This is a genomic window from Microbacterium sp. Z6_144 (assembly GCF_057197625.1).
The window spans coordinates 429,324-448,235 of the sequence record NZ_JBXVPT010000001.1 but is presented as its reverse complement, the minus strand read 5'-3'; the positions used below and the strand labels follow the sequence as shown (position 1 = coordinate 448,235).

Sequence of the window (18,912 nt, the reverse complement as noted above, 5' to 3'; positions counted from 1 at the left end):
GAACGCGTTCGACCCCACCCGGACCAGTACCCCGACCTGCCTAGGGCGTGACAGGGCCATCCCACGCGGTCCCGACCTCGGGTTACGGTTCCGGTATGACCGACAAGTCGAACCCTCTCGGCGACTACCTTCGCGCTCGCCGCGAACTCGTCACTCCCAACCAGGTGGGGATCAGCGACCCCGGCGACCGGCGCGTGCCGGGCCTTCGCCGCGAGGAGGTCGCGATGCTCGCCGGCATCAGCGTCGACTACTACCTGCGTCTGGAGCGCGGCCGCGACCGGAACCCCTCGGTGCAGGTGCTCGAATCCGTGGCCCGCGTGCTCCAACTGGACGAGGACCACATGGCCTACCTGCTCGGACTCGTCGCGGACAAGCCGAGTCGCCGCCGCTCTCGCCCGCGCAGGGAGGTCGTTCCCGCCAGCACGAGGGAGCTCGTCGCAAGCCTTCCGCATCCGGCCTTCATCGAGGGGCGGTACTTCGACATCCTGGCGGCGAACGCCCTGGCAACCGCCCTGTCCCCCCGCCTGGCCGTGGGCCGCAACCAGCTGCTCGACGTCTTCCTCGACCCGGCGGAACGCGAACTGCTGACCGACTGGGATGGCACTGCCCAGTGTTATGTGTCGAGCCTTCGGCAGGCGGTGGGCACCGATACAGACGATCCGCGCTTCCTCGATCTCGTCGGGAAGCTCTCCGTGGCCAGCCCGCCCTTCCGGCGCCTGTGGGACCGCCACGGGGTGGGCTCGCAGCGCAGCGCTCCCGTGACCTTCGACCACCCGCAACTCGGCGAGATCGAGCTGCATCGCGAGCGCCTCGCCCTCAGCGGAACCGAGGGCATCACGCTGGTGCTCTACCACGCAGTAGCCGGTTCCCCCGCCGCGGAGAAGCTGACGCTCCTCGGCGCGACCATCCCGGCCCCGGCCGATGACCCCGGCACGCGCTCGCGCGCAACGGTCGACAGCGACGAACAGCACTGATTCGTCGCATCCCACCCACCCTCCCGCCGAGCGCGTCGGGGGGCGGTTCATCGTGAAAGAAAGCAGGCTCCCCATGTCCACCGAACAACGAATCGCGGTCATCACCGGTGGCACCGGCGCCATCGGCAACGCGATCGCCACCGCGCTGCAAGCATCGGGATACCGGACTGTGGCGCTCGGCCGCCGCGGGGGCGATATCCGCGCCGACCTGACCACCGAGGAGGCGACGCGAAGCACCGCCGCGGCCGTGCTCGAGCGCTACGGACGCGTCGACGTGCTGGTGCACTCCGCCGCGGTGATCGATCAGATGCATCTGCACGAGCTGACCGCGGATCGCTGGCGCGCCGTCCAGGCCGTGAACGTCGAGGCGCCGCTGTGGCTGGCGCAGGCCTTCACGCCGGGGATGATCGAGCGGAAGTTCGGCCGGATCATTTTCATCGCCTCCGACACGTTGTGGTCACCGCCCGGCGGAGAATTCCTCCCCTACGTGGCCAGCAAGGGGGCCATGATGGGCATCGTGCGCACCCTGGCGATGGAACTGGGCGGCGATGGGATCGCTGTCACCGCCGTCGCGCCGGGACTCACCGACACCCCGATCGCCCGCAGCGTGAACGATTCCGCCCAGATCGAGGCCGTGGTCGCCACGCAGGCGATGAAGCGCGCGCTCGTTCCCGAAGACACCGCGCACGCGGTCGCCTTCCTCGCCTCCGAGGGCGCCCAGGCGCTCACCGGACAGGTGCTCGTCGTCGACGGCGGGTCCACCATGCGTTGAGGGCGGAGCCCCGGCCGCATCCCGTCAACAGAAGAAGGAGAAGTCCATGTCGGACAATCTCATAGCGCTCGTCGCCACTCCTATCGCGTCGACGGTCCGCTTCGGCCGGCCGACTGAGGGGGTGACCCTATGAAGACCACGAACCTCGGAGCCCTGACCGTGTCCCGTATCGGCTTCGGAGCCATGGGGATGTCGGCGTTCTACACCGGCGCCGGCCAAGCGGAGTCCGAATCCCTCCGCACCATCCGGCACGCACTGGACCTCGGTGTGACTCACCTCGACACCGCCGAGGTCTACGGCCCCTATGTCAACGAGGAGCTCGTGGGGCGCGCCATCCGCGGTCGACGCGACGAGGTCGTGCTCGCCACGAAGTTCGGCCACATCTCCCACACCGGGCGCCCGGGACGAGACAGCAGCCCCGCCAACGTCCGCGCGGCGATCGAAGGATCCCTGCGCCGCCTCGGCACCGACTCCGTCGACCTGTACTACCAGCATCGCATCGACCCGGACACCGCGATCGAAGACACGATCGGGGCGCTGGCCGGACTCGTCGCCGAGGGAAAGGTGCGCTTCATCGGCCTGTCCGAGGCGAGCGCGGCGACCATCCGTCGCGCGCACGCGGTGCATCCCCTCGCGGCCGTCCAGACCGAGTACTCCCTCTCGACGCGGGATGTCGAGTCCGATGTGCTGCCGACCCTGCGCGAACTCGGAATCGGGTTGGTGCCGTACGCGCCGCTCGGTCACGGCTTCCTGACCGGCCGCATCCGTTCGCTGGATGAACTCGACGCGGACGACTGGAGACGCACCAACCCTCGCTTCACGGGCGGGAACCTCGAGCGCAACCTCCGGATCGTGGACGAGGTACGAGACATCGCCGATGAACTCGATGCGACGCCGGCGCAGGTGGCGCTGGCCTGGCTGCTCGCCCAAGGCGAGGGCATCGCGCCCATCCCCGGCACCACCCGTGCCGACCGGGTGGCGGAGAACGTCGCCGCCGATGCCCTGTCGCTGTCGGCTGCTCAGCTCGAACGGCTGAACGCCTTGCCCGCGCCCACGGGGGATCGTTTCGACGAATCGGGCATGACCGAGATCGACGCGTGAACGCCGGCCGGCGCGCACCGAGGCGACCGGGGTTACTCCGCCTTCAGGACCGCGAACCCTCCGTCGACGTTGAGAATGTGACCGGTGACGAAGCTCGCGTCTGCACTGAGGAGGAAGGCGATGGCGGCGGCGACCTCTTCCGGGGCGCCCAGCCGCTTCATCGCCGTCCACGAGGCGCCTACGGATGCGTCGACCAATCCGATGCGCTCCACCTCTTGCAACATCGGCGTGGCGATGTAGCCCGGCGTGACGGCGTTGACTCGAATTCCGCGCTGGGCCCACTCCACGGCGAGGGTCTTCGTTATCGAATGGACCGCGGCTTTGGCGGCTCCGTAGGCGACACGACGCGGATGCCCGAACTGGCCGGCAATCGATCCGATGTTGACGATCGAACCGGGTCGCCCGTCGAGCATTCGAGCGACCTGCTGGCACCACAGCATCGTGCCGTCGACGTGGACGGCCATCACCGCGCGGAAGTCGGAGATATCGATGCTGATGCTGTCGTCGTTGCGGACGATGCCCGCACCGTTGACGAGGCCGTCGACGGGTGGCGTGTCGCGCCCGATCCGCTCGGCGGCAGAGGCGACGGCTGCCGGGTCCGTCACATCGCACTCGAAGAGCCCGAGGCGGTCCTGGAAGGGGCGGAGCTCCTCTGGCAGCGAGGGGATGGTCCGGTCCACGAGCGCGACGTGGCGGCGCTCGTCATCGGTGAGCAGGCGTAACGCCGTGGCGGCCCCGATGCCTCCGACCCCTCCGGTGATGATCGTGGTGTGTGACGACATCGATGCGTCCTCCGTCCTGTCGTGCGCGGCGCGCGGGTGACACAGCGCGCGGCTCACGCTCGAGGGCGCGCGGGTGTAGTCGCGCACATCCTATTGTTCGGCTGATCCCCTCCCCGCACGCAGCAGCCGAACTCCGATCACCCGCACGACACCCACGCCATGACCGAGTACGGCTAGACCAGCGAATCCTCGTTCTGCAGGGCCGTAGACGGCACCTCCTGCGGTTCGCGGATGATGTACAGCCCGGTGGGCTGATTGGCGGTGTACGCGAGCGCGTCCAGCCACGGTCGGCTCATCTGAGGGCTGCGGCTGCCGCTGTACTTGAACTGCAACGCTGTCGCGGGATTGAGCCATACGGAGCGGCGGCCACCACCCACGCTGACATCTTCCTTCCAGGTGAAGAAGAAGCTTTCCTGTCGGCGGAGCTTGGTGCCGATCACGACCTGCAGGTGCGCGAGGAGCCGGTCGTCCAGGTCGATCTTGGCGGTGTTGTCGTAGGTGAACGTACCCATCTGACCCTCCGGTCAGACACGCTCAGGCGTTGGATGATCCGGGGTCGGACACGAAAGGCCCACGCCTGCCAGCATGCCGCATCCCTCACCACGGTCCTCGCCCCGCGAACGCCTGTCAAGCACGCCCGCGGTCATGCCCCGCTACGGTCTCGGCGGCGCGTCGTTCGCCGGCTCCGGAATGAGCCGGAGACCCTGTGCACTGTTCGCCGAGTCGGCCAGGAGTGCGAGCCATCGCCGATTCAGCGGGCGATCGCGAGGCCGGTCATAACTGAAGTAGAGGGATGAACTTTTCGATATCCACACGGTGCCGTAACGCCCGGTTTCCGGGACGGCGGCATCTCCGTCCACATCTGGTTCGTCGTCCCAGCTGAAGCTGAAGCTCTCGTTGCGGCGCAGCCGTGTGAGCATGACGGACTGAAGATGCCGAAGCCCCCAGTCGTCGATGCCGATGGCGGGCGCCACGCCGTAGATGAGATGGCCCATACTCCCCCCTTTCGTTGCCGGCAGCCGCCGAGGACGGCGGGAGGTGCGCTCAAGATCGCGTCTGCTCCAGGATGATCCGGTGCAAGGAGCTTACGCCTCGTCTCCGCTGCGGGAGAGGGCTCGTCCGGTGTACCTCGGGAGCGGGCGCCCGTCGCCCTACGCGATCTCCTCGTCGTCCATATCGACGAGGTGTGGTCCGTCGTCGAATCCCGGCGAGGGGGGATTACGAAGCTGGGAGATGCGCTCCCTCATATAGGCCAGCGCCTCCTCGTTGCCCGGTAGTCGGCCCTGAAAGTTGGTGGACTCGGCCACCAGGTTCGTCGAGGGGTTGAGCACGAACGTGGCCTCGCTCTCGTTGCCGTCCTGCCCCATCACATGGAGGGTCACCGTGTCGGCGATGTTCTCCGTGCCGAGGAGTGCGGCGTACTCCGTCAGGCAATCGGCGGTCTCGTCGTCCACGAACATCGTCTTGTCGGCAAATGTGATGTGCTTCACGCGGGCTACTGTGGCCCGATCCCCCAGCAAACCGTGAAGGGGTTGACAGCGCGCTCTAACGCCGTCCGCGCCCACTGCGCCGCCGCGGTGCGGCCTGTTATATGGGCGCGCTGGCCCCGGCAAGTACCTGCACCGCCCAGATCGTCTAGTTTAGGGTGATGCGGGTGACCGAGACTCAGACGATGGTGCGGACCGAATTGACGGTCAACGGTGAGAGCTATCTGCTTGCACAGGGCCAGGACCTCGACGAGTTGCGCCTCGCGATGGAGGAAGCGTCCCGCGACGGCGGCCGCTTCGTCGACTTCGTCGTGGTGGGCAACCGGTCGGTTGCTGTTCTCGTCTCGGCCCGCACGGAAGTCGTGATGTCGGTTCAGACCGTCCAGTTCGACGCGCGCGACACGGGAGACGACGACGTGCCGTTCGGCGGCTTCTTCGATCTCTGAGAGGAGGGGCGCCCCGGCGGGCGCCCGCGCTCATGACCAGACATGCAGACACTGCGTGCAGTTGCACGGAGTAACCCAGGAGCCAGAATGGGCAAGTTCTCCTACAACACGCAGGCCAGCGCCACCTTCGAGGATCGGCTGCTCGCCCACCTTCAGATCGTCATCGGCACCAAGCTCCGCCGCGCCGAGCCGTTCTTCTTCACCTGGAAAGACGATGTCAGCCTGGGGAGCGGCCGCACCTCGTTGTGGATACATCCCGAGGCCTCGCTGGTCTTCAAGTTCAGCGGAAACCGCCAACCGCAGATCAACCGCGCGTGGCTGGAAGTGCTCACGACGGCGGCGAACTCGCCGACAGGCCTCTACATCATCAGCGAACCACAGCGAGTCGAAAAAGAAGGCGACCGTCCCCTTTACGGCTGACGCGCCCGCCGGTCCCGACCGACGCGTCTGCCACGCCACGCGAATACGCGCCGTCGTCGTACAGCGCCCCGCTAGAGTCTGCTCGTGACCAGAGTTGCGCCCGCCACGACGTCGGCCAGCCGAGGTCGCCGGTGGCGACCTCATCCAGCCCAGGCGGTGCTCGGCGGATTCGTTCTCGTCATCGTCCTCGGGACGGGGTTGCTGTCGCTTCCGATCGCCAAGGTCGGGCCGGGCGGAGCGTCGTTGATCGAGGCACTGTTCACGGCAGTTTCGGCGGCCTGCGTCACCGGCCACGTCATCGTTGACACCCCCACCTTCTGGACGCCGTTCGGTCAGGCGGTCATCCTGCTGCTGATCCAGATCGGCGGATTCGGTGTCATGACGTTCGCATCCGTCATCGGCCTCACGGTCATGCGGAGGCTCTCGTTGCGGTCCACGCTCGCGGCCGCCGCGGAAGTGAAGAGCGTCGGTCTGGAAGATGTGAGGAGCCTTGTCCTCGGGGTCGTCCGCATCTCCCTGACGATCGAAGCGGTGGTGTTCGTCCTCCTGTTCGCACGGTTCGCCACCGGGTTCCAGCACACGATCGGGGAGGCGGCCTGGCTGGCGCTGTTCCATGCCGTGTCGGCCTTCAACAACGCCGGGTTCGCGCTGTTCAGCGACAACCTGATGTCCTTCGTCGCCGATCCGTTCATCTGCCTGCCGATCGCCGCCGCAGTGATCCTGGGCGGGCTGGGGTTCCCGGTGATCATGCAGCTGCGAAGGTACGCGCGGTCGCCACTGAAGTGGACGATGAACACCCGCATCGTGCTGACCGCCACGGTGACGCTCCTCATCGCCGGCACGGCGTACATCACCGCCATCGAGTGGAACAACCCGGCGACGCTGGGCCCACTGGCCTGGCCCGCGAAGCTGCTCGCGGGCTTCTTCCAGTCGGTGCAGACCCGTACGGCGGGGTTCAACAGCCTCGACATAGGGGCGATGGACGAGGCGAGTCTCCTCGGGATGGACGCACTGATGTTCATCGGTGGTGGACCGGCCGGCACGGCCGGTGGCATCAAGGTCACCACCTTCGCGGTGCTCTTCTTCATCCTCCTCGCCGAGATCAGGGGGGACGGCGCGGTGAATGTGTTCGGCAAGCGGCTGTCCCGGGCGGTACACCGTCAGGCGATCACGGTCGTACTCCTCTCGGTCGCCGTCGTCATGACGGCGACGGTCGCGATCATGCTCATGACCGAAATCAGTTTGGATCGCGTGTTGTTCGAGGTCGTGTCCGCCTTCGGCACGGTGGGCTTGTCCACGGGTATCACGGCCGACCTCCCTGTCGCAGCGCAGATCATCCTGATCCTTCTCATGTTCATCGGTCGACTCGGGCCGATCACGTTCGCGTCCGCCCTCGCGCTCAGAGAACGACGGGTGCTCTACGAACTCCCCAAAGAAAGGCCCATCATTGGCTAAGCTCCCCTTTCTCGGCGGCAAAGACCTGACCCGGATCGCAGAGGCGGATTCCGTTGCCGTCATCGGACTCGGCCGGTTCGGTCGAGCGCTGGCGCTCGAACTGATGTCGAAGGGCACCGAAGTGCTCGGCATCGACAGCCGAGAGGACATCGTTCAGAGCTTGAACGGGCAACTCACGCATGTCGTGACGGCCGACTCGACCAGCGAGGAGGTCCTTCGGCAGTTGGCTTTGCCTGGTTTCGACCGGGTGGTGGTGGCGATCGGCAGCGACATCGAGGCGAGCATCCTCACCACGTCCCTCCTCCTACGTTTCGACATCGACCAGGTCTGGGCCAAAGCTGTCAGCGACGCCCACGGCACGATCCTCGAGCAGCTCGGAGTGACGCACGTCGTCTACCCCGAGAAGGACATGGGCAAGCGGGTGGCGCATCTCGTGCGCGGCGCGATGCAGGATTACATCGAGATCAGCGATGACTTCGCACTCGTCAAGGCCGCGGCCAACCAGACCGTCAGTGGAGTCTCCCTGGGAGAAGCGAAGATCCGCTCCAAGTACGGCGTGACCATCACCGCGGTGATGCGGCCCGGGGGCGAGTGGACGTACACGACTGCGGAGACGGTGGTCAACTCGGGTGACCTCATGCTGATCGCAGGACCGACCCGGAAAGCCGAAGCTTTCAGCCAACTCCGCTGAGGCGGCATGCCGACCACCAACTGCGGAGGCGAGCCACACCTGCCGTCCGATGGCGGTCAGCCCCCCGGTCGCTGGCAGGTGTTCAGGAAATCGACTGGGAAGTCTCCGGGTTCGCGGCGGCCGTGGCATCGATGAGTGCGCGCAGATCTTCGGCCGGGAGGTTGGCGCCGAACGTGGGATTGCCGGGCTGCAGGACGACACCCGCGGCGAGGGGACCGGCGATGACGGGGTCGAACCCGAGCGCGTCGATGAACTCTGCGGTCTGCGCGAGGTCGACTTCCCGGTCGCCCGCGATGGCGATGGCCTTGCGGCCCGAGGAGCCGGCGGCGCGGGCTTCTTCCTCGAGATCGTGGTACCCCATGTGGTTCAGCGCCTTCACGACGCGGGAGCCGGAGAGGAAGTCCTGGACGATTTCGCTCGTCGAGGTGCGCGGATCGTTCAGGTCGTCGCGAATCCCGTCGGTTTCCCACCAGTAGTTCATGGCGTCCACAACGAGCGTGCCTTCGAGCTGCGCCGCCGGTATCCGCCGATACTTCCCGAGAGGGAGCGCAAGCACGGCAATGTCGGCCTCGCGGGCGGCTACTTCTGCGGCGACGGCGGTCGCGCCGGGTGCGAGCACATCGATGGTGAGGGCGATCCGCTCGGGATCCCCGGAGCCGGCGATCAACACCCGGTAACCTGCGGCGACGGCGAGGCGGGCGAGCACTGTGCCGACCTTGCCTGCCCCGAGGATCCCCACCGTGACGTCTTTGCTGATGTTGGTGTCCATGTCGTTCCTCTCGCTCATCGCCGGAACGCCGCTCCGGTCATGGTCGGCCGCGCCGGCGTCTCGGCGAGCATTTCTCGGACCATCGGGATCACCTGCGTGCCGTACAGCTCGACAGCGCGAAGGCGTGCGCTGGCGGACAGCGCGCCCCCGGCCGTGTAGATCAGGTCGAATCGGCCGACGTCCAGCGTGCGGATGGCATCGGCCATCCTGCGGGCAACCGTCTCCGGCGAGCCGACGTACAGCGACCCGTGCTCGACGTCGGCTTCGAACTCGGAGCGCCGCACAGGGGGCCATCCGCGGAGCGCCCCGATCCGGTCCCGGATCACCTTGTACCCCGGGTAGAAGAGCTCCTTGGCTTCTTCATCCGTCGCAGCGATGAAGCCGGGGGAATGCATACCCACCGGATGGGCAGTCGTGCCCATCTGCTCGGTCGCTCGACGATACAGATCCACATACGGCGCGAAACGGCCGGGGGCGCCTCCGATGATCGCGAGCATGAGCCGGAACCCGTACTGCGCGGTTCGCACCACGGACTGCGGGGTTCCACCGACGCCGACCCACGTGCGCAACCGCCCCGAATCGGTCTTCGGGAAGACATCGGCCTCGTGAAGGGGCGCCCGCGTCGTGCCTTGCCACGTGACCGGCTTCTCATCGAGCAAGGCGTGGAACAGATCGATCTTCTCGTCGAAGAGCAACTCGTAATCGGCGAGGTCATACCCGAAGAGCGGAAACGATTCGGTGAAAGAGCCGCGCCCCAGGATGACTTCGGCCCGCCCATTCGAGAGCGCGTCCACTGTCGCGAAGCGTTGGAACACCCGCACCGGGTCGTCGGAGGACAGCACGGTGACTCCGGAGCCGAGACGGATGCGGTTCGTCGCCGTCGCGATGCCGGCCAGTACGGTCTCCGGGGACGAGATGGCGAACTCGGGGCGGTGGTGCTCTCCGATGGCGACCGCGTCGATCCCCAGCTGGTCGGCCAGTACCGCCTCCGCCACGGTGGCGCGGATCGCCGCTGCGTAGGAGACGACCGCGCCTTGGTCGTCGCGTGGCAGGTCTCCGAACGTATCGACGCCGAACTCCAACTCGGTGACGTTGCTCATGATCGCTTTCCTTTCGTGAATGTCAGGCGTGGGCGGCTTTGCCGCCCTTGATGATTTCCGCCGTGCTGCGCCCGGTGAGGCGCCAGTCGCCGGGATCCTCGTGGAGCAATTCGCGCACCCGCGGGACGACACGTTCGCCGAACAGACGGATGCTGTGCTCACGCGCTTCCCGCGGCAGATGCAGCAGGTCGTACTTCAGGTCGAAGCGCGACAGGTGGTTGGTGCGGACGATGCCCGCGATCTTCCGCGCCACCGTCTCGGGCGATCCGACATACAGCGCTCCACGACCGACCTCCGTCTCGTATCTCTCGGCGGTAGGGGGGTAGAAGCCGCGCTCCTCATTGAGCGCAGCCACGACCGGCTGCCAGTGCGGCCAGTGCATGTTCTTCGCCTCCTCATCGCTGTCGGCGATGAAACCGAGGGAGTGCTGACCGATCGGCAGTTCCGGACGGCCGAACTGCGCGAGCGCACGCAGGTACAGCTCGGCGTGCCCGGCGAAGCGCTCTGGACGTCCACCGATGATCGCCATCATGAGGGGAAGGCCGTGGCGGGCCGCCCGAATGACGGAGTCGGGGCTTCCGCCGATCCCGATCCACGTAGGGATTCCTCCCTGGGGCATTCGAGGATGCAGACGCACGTTCTCCAGCGGAGCGCGGTAGTCGCCGGTCCACGAGACACGGTCCTCACGCATCAGCCGCAGGAACAGGTCGAGCTTCTCCTCGAAGATCTGCTCGTATTCGGCGATGTCGTATCCGAACAGGGCGAACGACTCGATCGCCGATGCGCGGCCCAGCACCAGCTGCGCGCGGCCTCCGGAGAGGCCGTCGACCGTCGCGAACTGCTGGTACAGCCGCACGGGATCCTGCGTCGACAGGACGGTCACCGAGGTACCGAGACCGAGGGTCGAGGTCGCCTGCGCGATCGCCGCCAGGATCACCGGGGTGGCCGAGTCCACCATGCCCTCCCGGTAGTGCTCACCGACGCTGAACACGTCGATCCCGACCGACTCTGCGAGCTGCGCCTCCTCGACGAGCAGCCGGAGCGTCTCAGCATCCGACATCACCCGCCCCCCGTCGGTGGCGATGTCGCCGAACGAGTTCAGTCCGAACTCGACGTCCGCGATGTGGATTGCCATGATCAACGCCTCTCTCGCCACCGGCGGCCCGGATTGACGTGTCAATGCTGCAACATGGAGGTTGACATGTCTATTCCCGAGGAGAAGAGATGGCCGATCACCACCGGAAGACGCCCTCGCGCGAGCAGTTGCGCATCTGGCGGGACTACATCGAGACCTCGGAAGTGCTTCGTACGCGCCTGGGTGGTCGCATGCAGAGCGAGACATCCCTGTCGGCCGGCGACTACGGGGTGCTCCTCGCCCTCAGCGAGGCGCCGCAGCAGACTGTGCGGTCATCGGAGCTGGCGGAGCTCGTCGGATGGGAGCGAAGCCGGCTCTCGCACCACCTGGGCCGGATGGAGAAACGCCACCTGATCCGGAGGATCCCCTGCGCCGGCGACGTACACGGGGTGGACGTGACAGCCACGGAACTCGGTCGCGATAAGTTCCGAAGGGGATCCATCCCACATCTGCGCGCCGTGCGCGAGCTCTTCGTCGACGCGCTGACCCCCGAGCAGTTCGCCCATCTCGACGACATCTCCGCCGCGCTGCGTCGCCACCTCGGATTGGACGGCACTGCCACGGAGGAGTGAGCAGCGTCGAGGAGAACCCGCGAACTCCGAGCCGGGGGTCCGTAGGCTGACGTCGTGAACGAGCGCGCCGCGGATCCGCGGCTATGTCCGACCTGCGGCGACCCGCTCAGGTTCGAGATCCTCGACGACGAGAGGTTCCTCGTCGCTTGGTCCTGCGTGCACTGTGGCCTGATCCGCACCTCCGAGCCGTCATAAGGAGTCGCGGGTACAGCGACGTGTCGCAAAAATGAAGCCCCCGGCTTGCACACTTTCGCATGCGGGCCGGGGGCTTTTCGTGTTTTCCAGGCGTTGCCCGGGTCACAGCTCGGTCTGTCGCACGCGTTCAGCCTCTCCCGCAACCCCAGGCGGTTCGACGCTGACTGCGTGCATCCGACAGTCCGTCCTTGCCGTTCGCCCCACTCCCCAGTGGCCCGAACGCACTTGCAACGCTATCGGCCGGTTACCCGCCGTTTCGCCGTCTTCGGGATTCCTTCATGGACCCTCGCGCGTATCTTGCGGGACGCCGAACCAGCGGCTGCACCCCCTGCCGCCAGGCGCTGCGTGTCACCCCAGGAACCCTCTCATTCCACCCCCACGAGTTGGTTCTGTGTCATTCATTCGGGATGTCCCTTCTCAAAGCGGACTATTTCGTCCCCCAGGCCGATGTTTGCCAGAACCGGGCGCGGGAATCTGAGGAGACGTGCACCCGCAGGGCACCCCTCCAGCGCTGCGGTCAGCCACCGGCCGGTCTAGCCTGAGGCGCACGACCTGCTTGTGGCGCGGCCGCCGATCGGAGAACGAATGCGCTTTCGCTCCACGTTCCACGAATGGAAGTCCTGAGATGGCGCGCATCTTCATCACCGGGTCCTCCACCGGCCTCGGCCTGGGCGCCGCCCGTGCCCTCGTCCTCCAAGGCCACGACGTCGTCGTGCACGCCCGTTCGGCCGGACGCTTACCTGAAGCGCCCGCAGGCCACGCATGGCACGGCGCGGTCACCGGCGATCTCGCCGATCCGGCGCCGACGCTCGATGTCGCGGCGCAGGCCGCCGCGTTCGGCCGGTTCGATGCGGTCATCCATAACGCCGCTGTCCTGGACTCTCCAGGGGTGGCTTCGGTGAACGTGATCGCCCCGTACATCCTCACCGCCCGAATGGAACGGCCCGCCCGGCTGATCTACCTCAGCAGCTCGCTGCACCGCGGCGGATCCACCGATCTTCGCCGGCTCACCCGCCGGGCCGCGACCTACAGCGACACCAAACTGTGGGTCACCGCGCTCACGATGGCTCTGGCGGACCGGTGGCCTGAGACCACCAGCCACGCCGTCGACCCCGGCTGGGTGCGCACCAGGATCGGCGGCCGGGGAGCCCCCGAGGACCTCACCGCTGGATACCAGACGCAGGTCTGGCTCGCCACCCACCCCGACGTCACGCCCGTCACCGGCGGGTACTGGCATCATCAGCGCACGCAGCACCCGGACCCCGCCGCCCTGAACGAGCAGTTTCAGGACACTCTCATCGACCTGCTCGCCCAGCAGACGGGGATCTCGTTGGATCCGTGAAGCATGCCCCGACCGGGGTCGCTCATCGGACCGGACGGATTCAGCCTCGTCGTGCCCACCGCGCCTGCCCGCCCGGGATCCGCGCCCGGCAGCCGCGGGCGCGGTCGGCCCTCCCGCGATCTCCGTATGCTTTCTTGGTCCACCGGGAAGGAGAACGATCGTTCAAGACGTCGGCGTCGCCCTCGCGCGACGACTTTTGCTCGCGTCGAAGAAGCCGCCAGGATTCGCCTGCCGAGCGAAGAGGCCGGGCGCCATCTGACCCCGACCCCTTCCTCGTCCCTGCGGCGGGTCCGTCACGCGGCGGCGAACGCCTCCGCGACGACGAGAGTGTCCTCGTAGAGATGCATGCGCACGATCTCGCCGTCTTCGATCCCCAGGTGCATCGCGACCGGGGTGGTGTATCGCCGGCCGGTGTCCACGACCGTGTGCCCGAATGTTGCCAGTACGATCGCGTCGCCGCCGTCGATGAGGAGCTTCTCCAGGGTGACATCGCTCTCACCGGGCACGAAACGGGGCCACATCGTGGTGAAGTACGGCGCGACCTCCTCCCGCCGGATCCGATGCCCCGTCCACGGCAGCGTGTCGCTCCCGGGGACGTACCAGTCGATGTCTGCCGCGAAGAGCTCTTGCACCGCATCCTGGTCTTGCCGGCCCAGCCGCTCCAGGAATTGCTCGGCGATGGCGCGTGTGGTTGGGGTGTCTGTGGTCATAGTGGGTGTTCCTCTCTTGTGGTGATGGTTGGTCAGGTGGAAGCGCGCCCCGGTCACGTCTGCGCGAGGAAGTGCTTGCCGCTCAACGCGCCGCCGAGTTGCATCAGGGCACCGCCCTCCCGCAGCGCGCCGAGGTCGACCGGTGCGAACCCGAACCCCGCCACCATCCGCGCGAACGCCTGCTTCGCTTCGTTCTCGTCGCCCGCGAGGAACACGACCTGGTTGCCCTCCTCGTGCCGAGGGTCGGGTGCCATGAAGGTCGCGAACATGGCGTTGAACCCCTTGAGCACGGTGGCGCCGGGCAACTGCTGCGCGACCCACTCACTTCCAGTCAAGGGCGAGACGTCCGCGAACCCGCGGTAGGGGTTGACCTCGGCGAATTGGTTCGTCATGTCGACGACGACCCGCCCGGTCCAATCGTCCAGCCGCCGACCGACGGCCGGCACGTTGATGAACGGGACTGCGAGCAGCACGAGATCTGCCGCCACGGCTTCCTCGAACGTGGCCGCGGTGGCACCGGGTCCGACGGCGTCGACGGCTGATGCGAGTGTTTCCGGTCCGCGGGTATTGCTCAGCAGAACCGGATGACCCGCCCGCGCCGCGTGCGCTGCGACGGCCCGCGCCGCCGCGCCTGCGCCGATCGTACCGATGGTGGTGAATTCCATGTCTCTCATGTCCTCGTCCTCCCTTCTGTCGTAACCCTTTTAGTTACAACAAAGGGCAAAAACTATCGGCACGACCCACGAGCCCGCGTCACGCGGCGCTCAGCACATCTCGCAGGACATCCTCGAGCGTGACCTTGGCGAGCTCTTGGTGCACGGCAGTCTCGGCGTGCGCATAGACCGCCGTCATGGCCGAGCCGATGCGTGAGCCCACGACGCAGTCGGGATCCGGGGTCGAGCGGTGCAACGCGAACAGCGGACCGGGCTCGATCGCTCGATAGACGTCCAGCAACGTGATGTCGGCCATATCCCTCGAGAGCGTCCACCCCGCGCCCGCTCCGCGTCGCGACTCCACAAGGCCGGCCGCGCGCATCTCCGTCAGCAGACGGCGGATCACGACGGGGTTGGTGTTGACGCTCTTCGCCACCTGTTCCGACGTGGCGACATCATGACCTCTCCGCTGATAGAGGCCAATCCACGTCAGGGCGTGCGCCGCAATGGTCAGCCTGCTGTTGGCACTCACCGGTCACCGCCCCTTCCCGATCGAGTTGTAACCATAACAGTTACATCCAACCCCGTCCACCGGACTCTAGAGAAGACTGCCGCCGGAGACCTCGATGCGTTCGGCCGTCATCCAGCGCAGCTCGCTCGACGCGAGGGCTGCGATGGCATCGGCGATCTCGTCGGGCTGGCCGACGCGGCCGAGCGCGGTCGTGGCGGCCAGGCTGCTACGCAGCTCGAGGTCGTCCCGCATGGCGCCCCCGTTGAAGTCGGTAGCCGTCGGGCCGGGGGCGATGCTGTTGATGCGGATGCCGCGGGGCCCGAGCTCCACGGCGAGGCTGCGGGTGATGGCCTCCACCGCCTTCTTCGACGCGGCGTAGAGCGAGGTTCCGGGGCTGACGTGGCGGGTGAGCGAGGTGGAGACGTTGATGATGCGACCGCCGTCGCCGATGTGGGGTGCCAGTGCCTGGATGAGGAAGAACGTGCCGCGCACGTTCGTTCCGATAAGAGCGTCGAACTCGTCGACGGTGGCGTCTTCGAGCCGGCCGAACAGCCCGATCCCGGCATTGTTCACCAGCACATCGATGCCGGAACGCCCCCACCGCTCGTCGAGGTCGCGCCGCAGCGAGACCGTGAAGTCGGCGAAGGAGGCGACATCCGCCAGGTCGAGTCGCGCGGCCATGGCCTCACCGCCTGCGGCGTGGATCTCCTCCACGACGCGGGAGGCCTCGTCGGCATCGCCCCGATAGGTGAGCGCCACCGCGAAGCCCCGCTGGGCGAGAGCGCGGGCGGTCGCTCGGCCCAGGCCCCGGTTGGCCCCGGTGACGACGGCGATTCGAGGGGTGTTCTCGGTCATTCGGTGTCTCCTTCCGGGAAGTTCACGCTGATGAGCGGACTTCCCTGCATCCATTCGTCGAGGGGTGCAACCGGCTGCCGGATCCCGGCCGGGTTCCACGGTTGATTGAGGTCGTCGATGATCGACGAGAACACCGCCTCCCGCTGAGCGCGATCGAGCACCGGAGTGCCCACTGCCGGCAGATCCGCCCGCACCCCGTTCTTGAGATGGAACACGAAGTCGGGGTTCGCCACGATGTTCGCGTACCAGCTGCGCCTCGCCGGCGTGGTGGAGAGATAGATCCGCCCGTCGACCCGGTAGAACCACACCTCGATGCGCCGCGGCTTGCCGGTGCGCGCGCCGGTGGTGGTGATGTCGATCGTGCGCTCCCGAGCACGTGAGGCCGGGGTAATAGCCAAGGCCCGTTCGATTCTCAGTTCCATCACACTCCTAAGTAAGTAGCAATTTACTTATAGACTAGACGCGAGACGGAGATCGTGTCAAACGACGGCACCGAACGGAGTGAGCATGGCGCAGCGCGACGCGGAGGCGACTAGGGCGCGGATTCTCTCGGCCGCGGTGACGGAATTCGCCGCGCATGGTTACTCGGGCGGCAGGATCGACCGCATCGCGAAGGATGCCGAGAGCAATGTGCGCATGATCTACGCGTACTTCGGCAACAAGAGCGGCCTTTTCGACGCGGCGCTATCGGACGCGATCATGCGGATGGCGGGAGAGGTTCCCCCTCATCCGTCCGATCTGCCAGCCTGGGTCGGCGAGCTCTTCGACTTCCATCAGCGTCGGCCCGAGGTGCTCCGCATCTGCCTCTGGGCTCAGCTCGAACGGCCGGAGGCCGCCTCCGAGCCGCTCGAGGCGTATCTGGCGAAAGTCGAATCAGTGCAGCAGCAAGCGTCGCCCACCATCGGCGCCGTTGACCTCCTCGTCATCATCTACGCCGTCGCCCAAGCCTGGCAGCTCGCGCCGATCGGCCTCCTGGCGGCCGACGCGCGTGCCAGCAGCGACACGAGGCGGGCCGCCGCGGTCGAAGCGATCACTCGCCTCCTCGCCTGACCTCAGGCCGGGCGGCAGGCGAAGAGAGCCCGAAGGAAGCCGTCCCATCAGGAAAGCCGACTCCCGAGGTCGTGACATTCGGGTAAACATCTGCGCGTCGTTCATCCGGCGAGATGCTCCGAGATGAATGCGCCGAGGTGTAGAGCAAAACGCGACCTCCCTGGGTATCGAGGGCTATGCACTCGAGGACTGCGTCGCGGCTGCGGCGTCAAGCAACGGGTACAGCCAGTCCTCGAGGGCGTTCAATGACCCCGAGGTCAGGCTGTGGAGCGCCTTCCGGTCCGACCGAACGCACTCGACGAGACCCGCTTCGCGGAGGACGCCGAGATGGCGGGACGCCGAAAACCGGCTCATGTTCACGCGAAGCGCCACCTCGGATATGGTTCTGGCGCCCGACCCCTGGGGCACGGATTCGGCGGCTCGAGAGAGCTCTGCGAGTATCGCCAGCCGATCCGCGTTGGCAAGAGCCGAGAACACCCGGGCAAGCTCTGGGGAGCTCATCGCCCGGCTCACTCACCGGAAATCTCCTCGAGGGCGCGTTTGGCTGTCCGCTCTCCCAGCAAGCCGATGATGAGCCCGACCACCACCACGATCACCGCCAGGGCGAGGTAGAGGCCCTGGAAGCCGATGACGGCGAAGATTCCCGCGACCACGAGTCCCTGCAGAACGCCCCCGATTCGGCCGACGCCGTTGATGAGCCCTGCACCAATACCTCGAACGTGCGTAGGCAGGATCTCAGGGATATAGGTGTAGAAGGCCGCCGAGCCCACTGCCAGCATCGTCTGACCGATGAAAGCGGAGACGACCATCACGATCGGAGAGATGGCGAACGAGAACACCGTGAAGCTCGCTGCCGCCACCAGGCACGCGATCATGATCGTCGTCCTGCGGTTGAGTCGATCGGCGATGGGAAAAAGCAGCACCGGGCTGAGGAAGGACGAGAAGGACAACACAGAGACGAAGCTGAGCGCCTCTGTTTGCGACATCCCGGTCTCTACGAGCACGGTTGCCACCCATGACAGGTGCCCGTAGACGACGAAGAGGAACAGGAACCACCCTGCCGTGGCAACCCCGATGCGCTTCAGGTAAACCGGTGACAAGAGTTCCCGGTAGGTGCCCTTGGGCGTTGCCAGCTCGGGCACCGCGGCCGGGTCGGCCAGCGGCCGACGCGTATAGGCGACGGCTCGGCTTTCAAGATTCGACACAATCTGGTCCGCGACAGCGTGGCGTCCCACTGATTGAAGCCACCGAACCGACTCAGGCAAGGCGATCGCTGCCAGGATGGCGACCACGAGACCTGCGGCGCCCAGCGCGAACAGCCACCGCCAGGAGCCGGCGTCGCCTTCGGTCGCGAGCCGGAGCGCGAGGAGAGAGGTAACAGGACCTGCCGTGAGGCCAATGAATGTGAGCGCGCTGAAGAATCGGCCCCGTGAGAGCCGAGGGAACATCTCGGCAAGGTAGACCATGATGACCCCCGTCGCTGCTTGCACTCCGATCCCGGTGACGACGCGGCTCACGGCGAGGATCTCGTAGTTCGGAGCGAGCGCTGACATGAGGGACCCGAGGGAGTAGAGCACCGACGACCACACGAGCAGGCGCTTTCTTCCGAATCGGTCAGAGACTCTGCCGCCGACGATCGCGCCGATCATCATGCCCACGAACACAGCCGACGTGATGACTCCGATCGACTCGAGGGGAAGGCCCCACTCGGCGCGGATCGTGGGCGCCGCGTAGGCGAAGACGGAGTTGTCGAAGGTCTCGACGAAGTAGGCGAGGCCCAGCACGATCACCCAGAAGACCTGTATCCGGGTCACCGGGAGACGATCGAGGCGGGCGACGATACGCGCGCCGGTGTCTGGTAGCGGATGCGTAGCGCCGGGAATGGTGTTCAT

General features: G+C 66.8%; 24 protein-coding genes. 10 read left to right on the top strand and 14 right to left on the bottom strand.

Features of this window, described 5'->3' with window-relative positions; translation table 11 throughout:
- The first annotated feature begins 95 nt into the window (after nt 1-95).
- The 3 genes from AC2DGY_RS02155 (at nt 96) to AC2DGY_RS02145 (ending at nt 2,847) form a co-directional block, all read left to right on the top strand.
- Nucleotides 96-974: a helix-turn-helix domain-containing protein gene (locus AC2DGY_RS02155; protein WP_484508054.1), complete on the top strand. Its 879-nt coding sequence runs from the start codon at nt 96-98 to the stop codon at nt 972-974.
- 73 nt (nt 975-1,047) lie between these two features.
- Entirely contained in the window at nt 1,048-1,746 is a 699-nt protein-coding gene (locus AC2DGY_RS02150; protein WP_484508053.1) for an SDR family NAD(P)-dependent oxidoreductase, read from the top strand.
- 129 nt (nt 1,747-1,875) lie between these two features.
- Nucleotides 1,876-2,847, top strand: a complete 972-nt coding sequence (locus tag AC2DGY_RS02145; protein WP_484508052.1) for an aldo/keto reductase — start codon at nt 1,876-1,878, stop codon at nt 2,845-2,847.
- A gap of 32 nt (nt 2,848-2,879) precedes the next feature.
- On the opposite strand, the gene AC2DGY_RS02140 is transcribed toward AC2DGY_RS02145, so the two are convergent.
- The 4 genes from AC2DGY_RS02140 to AC2DGY_RS02125 all read right to left on the bottom strand — a co-directional run bounded on the left by AC2DGY_RS02140 (nt 2,880) and on the right by AC2DGY_RS02125 (nt 5,119).
- A complete protein-coding gene (locus tag AC2DGY_RS02140) occupies nt 2,880-3,629 on the bottom strand; it encodes an SDR family NAD(P)-dependent oxidoreductase (protein WP_484508051.1) in 750 nt (249 codons plus the stop codon).
- Nucleotides 3,630-3,802: 173 nt separating this feature from the next.
- Nucleotides 3,803-4,141, bottom strand: a complete 339-nt coding sequence (locus AC2DGY_RS02135) for a DUF7882 family protein (RefSeq protein ID WP_484508050.1) — start codon at nt 4,139-4,141, stop codon at nt 3,803-3,805.
- A 141-nt stretch (nt 4,142-4,282) separates the two neighbouring features.
- A complete protein-coding gene (locus tag AC2DGY_RS02130) occupies nt 4,283-4,624 on the bottom strand; it encodes a DUF7882 family protein (RefSeq protein ID WP_484508049.1) in 342 nt (113 codons plus the stop codon).
- A gap of 156 nt (nt 4,625-4,780) precedes the next feature.
- Nucleotides 4,781-5,119 carry a hypothetical protein gene (locus AC2DGY_RS02125; protein ID WP_484508048.1) on the bottom strand — a complete coding sequence of 113 codons (339 nt, stop codon included), beginning with the start codon at nt 5,117-5,119 and terminating at the stop codon, nt 4,781-4,783.
- Nucleotides 5,120-5,283: 164 nt separating this feature from the next.
- Between AC2DGY_RS02125 and AC2DGY_RS02120 the strand changes: the two genes are divergently transcribed.
- The 4 genes from AC2DGY_RS02120 (at nt 5,284) to AC2DGY_RS02105 (ending at nt 8,128) form a co-directional block, all read left to right on the top strand.
- Complete coding sequence (locus tag AC2DGY_RS02120; protein ID WP_484508047.1) at nt 5,284-5,562, top strand: hypothetical protein; 279 nt, start codon at nt 5,284-5,286, stop codon at nt 5,560-5,562.
- 87 nt (nt 5,563-5,649) lie between these two features.
- Entirely contained in the window at nt 5,650-5,982 is a 333-nt protein-coding gene (locus tag AC2DGY_RS02115; protein ID WP_484508046.1) for a DUF7882 family protein, read from the top strand.
- Nucleotides 5,983-6,066: 84 nt separating this feature from the next.
- Nucleotides 6,067-7,437: a TrkH family potassium uptake protein gene (locus tag AC2DGY_RS02110; RefSeq protein ID WP_484508045.1), complete on the top strand. Its 1,371-nt coding sequence runs from the start codon at nt 6,067-6,069 to the stop codon at nt 7,435-7,437.
- Nucleotides 7,430-8,128, top strand: coding sequence for a potassium channel family protein (locus AC2DGY_RS02105; RefSeq protein ID WP_484508044.1), 699 nt, complete (start codon nt 7,430-7,432; stop codon nt 8,126-8,128). Before AC2DGY_RS02110 ends, AC2DGY_RS02105 begins: the two co-directional genes overlap by 8 nt.
- Nucleotides 8,129-8,210: 82 nt before the next feature.
- Here the strand turns inward: AC2DGY_RS02105 and AC2DGY_RS02100 are convergent, their stop codons facing one another.
- The 3 genes from AC2DGY_RS02100 to AC2DGY_RS02090 are packed head-to-tail and all read right to left on the bottom strand — an operon-like array spanning nt 8,211 to nt 11,132.
- Nucleotides 8,211-8,897 (bottom strand): NADPH-dependent F420 reductase, encoded by a 687-nt coding sequence (locus AC2DGY_RS02100; RefSeq protein ID WP_484508043.1) that lies wholly within the window; start codon nt 8,895-8,897, stop codon nt 8,211-8,213.
- Between the two features lie 14 nt (nt 8,898-8,911).
- The gene (locus AC2DGY_RS02095; protein WP_484508042.1) at nt 8,912-9,997 is read right to left on the bottom strand and encodes an LLM class flavin-dependent oxidoreductase; all 1,086 of its coding nucleotides are present in this window, start codon (nt 9,995-9,997) and stop codon (nt 8,912-8,914) included.
- Nucleotides 9,998-10,019: 22 nt separating this feature from the next.
- Entirely contained in the window at nt 10,020-11,132 is a 1,113-nt protein-coding gene (locus AC2DGY_RS02090; RefSeq protein ID WP_484508041.1) for an LLM class flavin-dependent oxidoreductase, read from the bottom strand.
- Between the two features lie 89 nt (nt 11,133-11,221).
- Between AC2DGY_RS02090 and AC2DGY_RS02085 the strand changes: the two genes are divergently transcribed.
- Together AC2DGY_RS02085 and AC2DGY_RS02080 are read left to right on the top strand one after the other, a co-directional pair.
- Nucleotides 11,222-11,704: a MarR family winged helix-turn-helix transcriptional regulator gene (locus AC2DGY_RS02085; RefSeq protein WP_484508040.1), complete on the top strand. Its 483-nt coding sequence runs from the start codon at nt 11,222-11,224 to the stop codon at nt 11,702-11,704.
- Nucleotides 11,705-12,524: 820 nt separating this feature from the next.
- Nucleotides 12,525-13,241, top strand: coding sequence for an SDR family NAD(P)-dependent oxidoreductase (locus tag AC2DGY_RS02080; RefSeq protein WP_484508039.1), 717 nt, complete (start codon nt 12,525-12,527; stop codon nt 13,239-13,241).
- A gap of 293 nt (nt 13,242-13,534) precedes the next feature.
- Here the strand turns inward: AC2DGY_RS02080 and AC2DGY_RS02075 are convergent, their stop codons facing one another.
- From AC2DGY_RS02075 to AC2DGY_RS02055, 5 genes are all read right to left on the bottom strand, one after another.
- On the bottom strand, nt 13,535-13,951 hold the full coding sequence (locus AC2DGY_RS02075; protein ID WP_484508038.1) for a nuclear transport factor 2 family protein: 417 nt from the start codon (nt 13,949-13,951) through the stop codon (nt 13,535-13,537).
- Nucleotides 13,952-14,004: 53 nt separating this feature from the next.
- Entirely contained in the window at nt 14,005-14,625 is a 621-nt protein-coding gene (locus AC2DGY_RS02070; RefSeq protein WP_484508037.1) for an NADPH-dependent F420 reductase, read from the bottom strand.
- Nucleotides 14,626-14,704: 79 nt separating this feature from the next.
- On the bottom strand, nt 14,705-15,136 hold the full coding sequence (locus AC2DGY_RS02065) for an Rrf2 family transcriptional regulator (RefSeq protein WP_484508036.1): 432 nt from the start codon (nt 15,134-15,136) through the stop codon (nt 14,705-14,707).
- Nucleotides 15,137-15,202: 66 nt separating this feature from the next.
- The gene (locus AC2DGY_RS02060; protein ID WP_484508035.1) at nt 15,203-15,970 is read right to left on the bottom strand and encodes an SDR family NAD(P)-dependent oxidoreductase; all 768 of its coding nucleotides are present in this window, start codon (nt 15,968-15,970) and stop codon (nt 15,203-15,205) included.
- Nucleotides 15,967-16,392 carry a nitroreductase/quinone reductase family protein gene (locus AC2DGY_RS02055; RefSeq protein WP_484508034.1) on the bottom strand — a complete coding sequence of 142 codons (426 nt, stop codon included), beginning with the start codon at nt 16,390-16,392 and terminating at the stop codon, nt 15,967-15,969. The genes AC2DGY_RS02060 and AC2DGY_RS02055 overlap by 4 nt, the downstream gene beginning before the upstream one ends.
- An 85-nt stretch (nt 16,393-16,477) precedes the next feature.
- On the opposite strand from AC2DGY_RS02055, the gene AC2DGY_RS02050 reads away from it, so the two are divergent.
- Nucleotides 16,478-17,020, top strand: a complete 543-nt coding sequence (locus AC2DGY_RS02050) for a TetR/AcrR family transcriptional regulator (protein ID WP_484508033.1) — start codon at nt 16,478-16,480, stop codon at nt 17,018-17,020.
- Between the two features lie 174 nt (nt 17,021-17,194).
- Here AC2DGY_RS02050 and AC2DGY_RS02045 read toward each other — a convergent pair whose 3' ends face one another.
- Together AC2DGY_RS02045 and AC2DGY_RS02040 are read right to left on the bottom strand one after the other, a co-directional pair.
- Nucleotides 17,195-17,521: an ArsR/SmtB family transcription factor gene (locus tag AC2DGY_RS02045; protein WP_484508032.1), complete on the bottom strand. Its 327-nt coding sequence runs from the start codon at nt 17,519-17,521 to the stop codon at nt 17,195-17,197.
- 8 nt (nt 17,522-17,529) lie between these two features.
- Nucleotides 17,530-18,912: an MFS transporter gene (locus tag AC2DGY_RS02040; RefSeq protein ID WP_484508031.1), complete on the bottom strand. Its 1,383-nt coding sequence runs from the start codon at nt 18,910-18,912 to the stop codon at nt 17,530-17,532.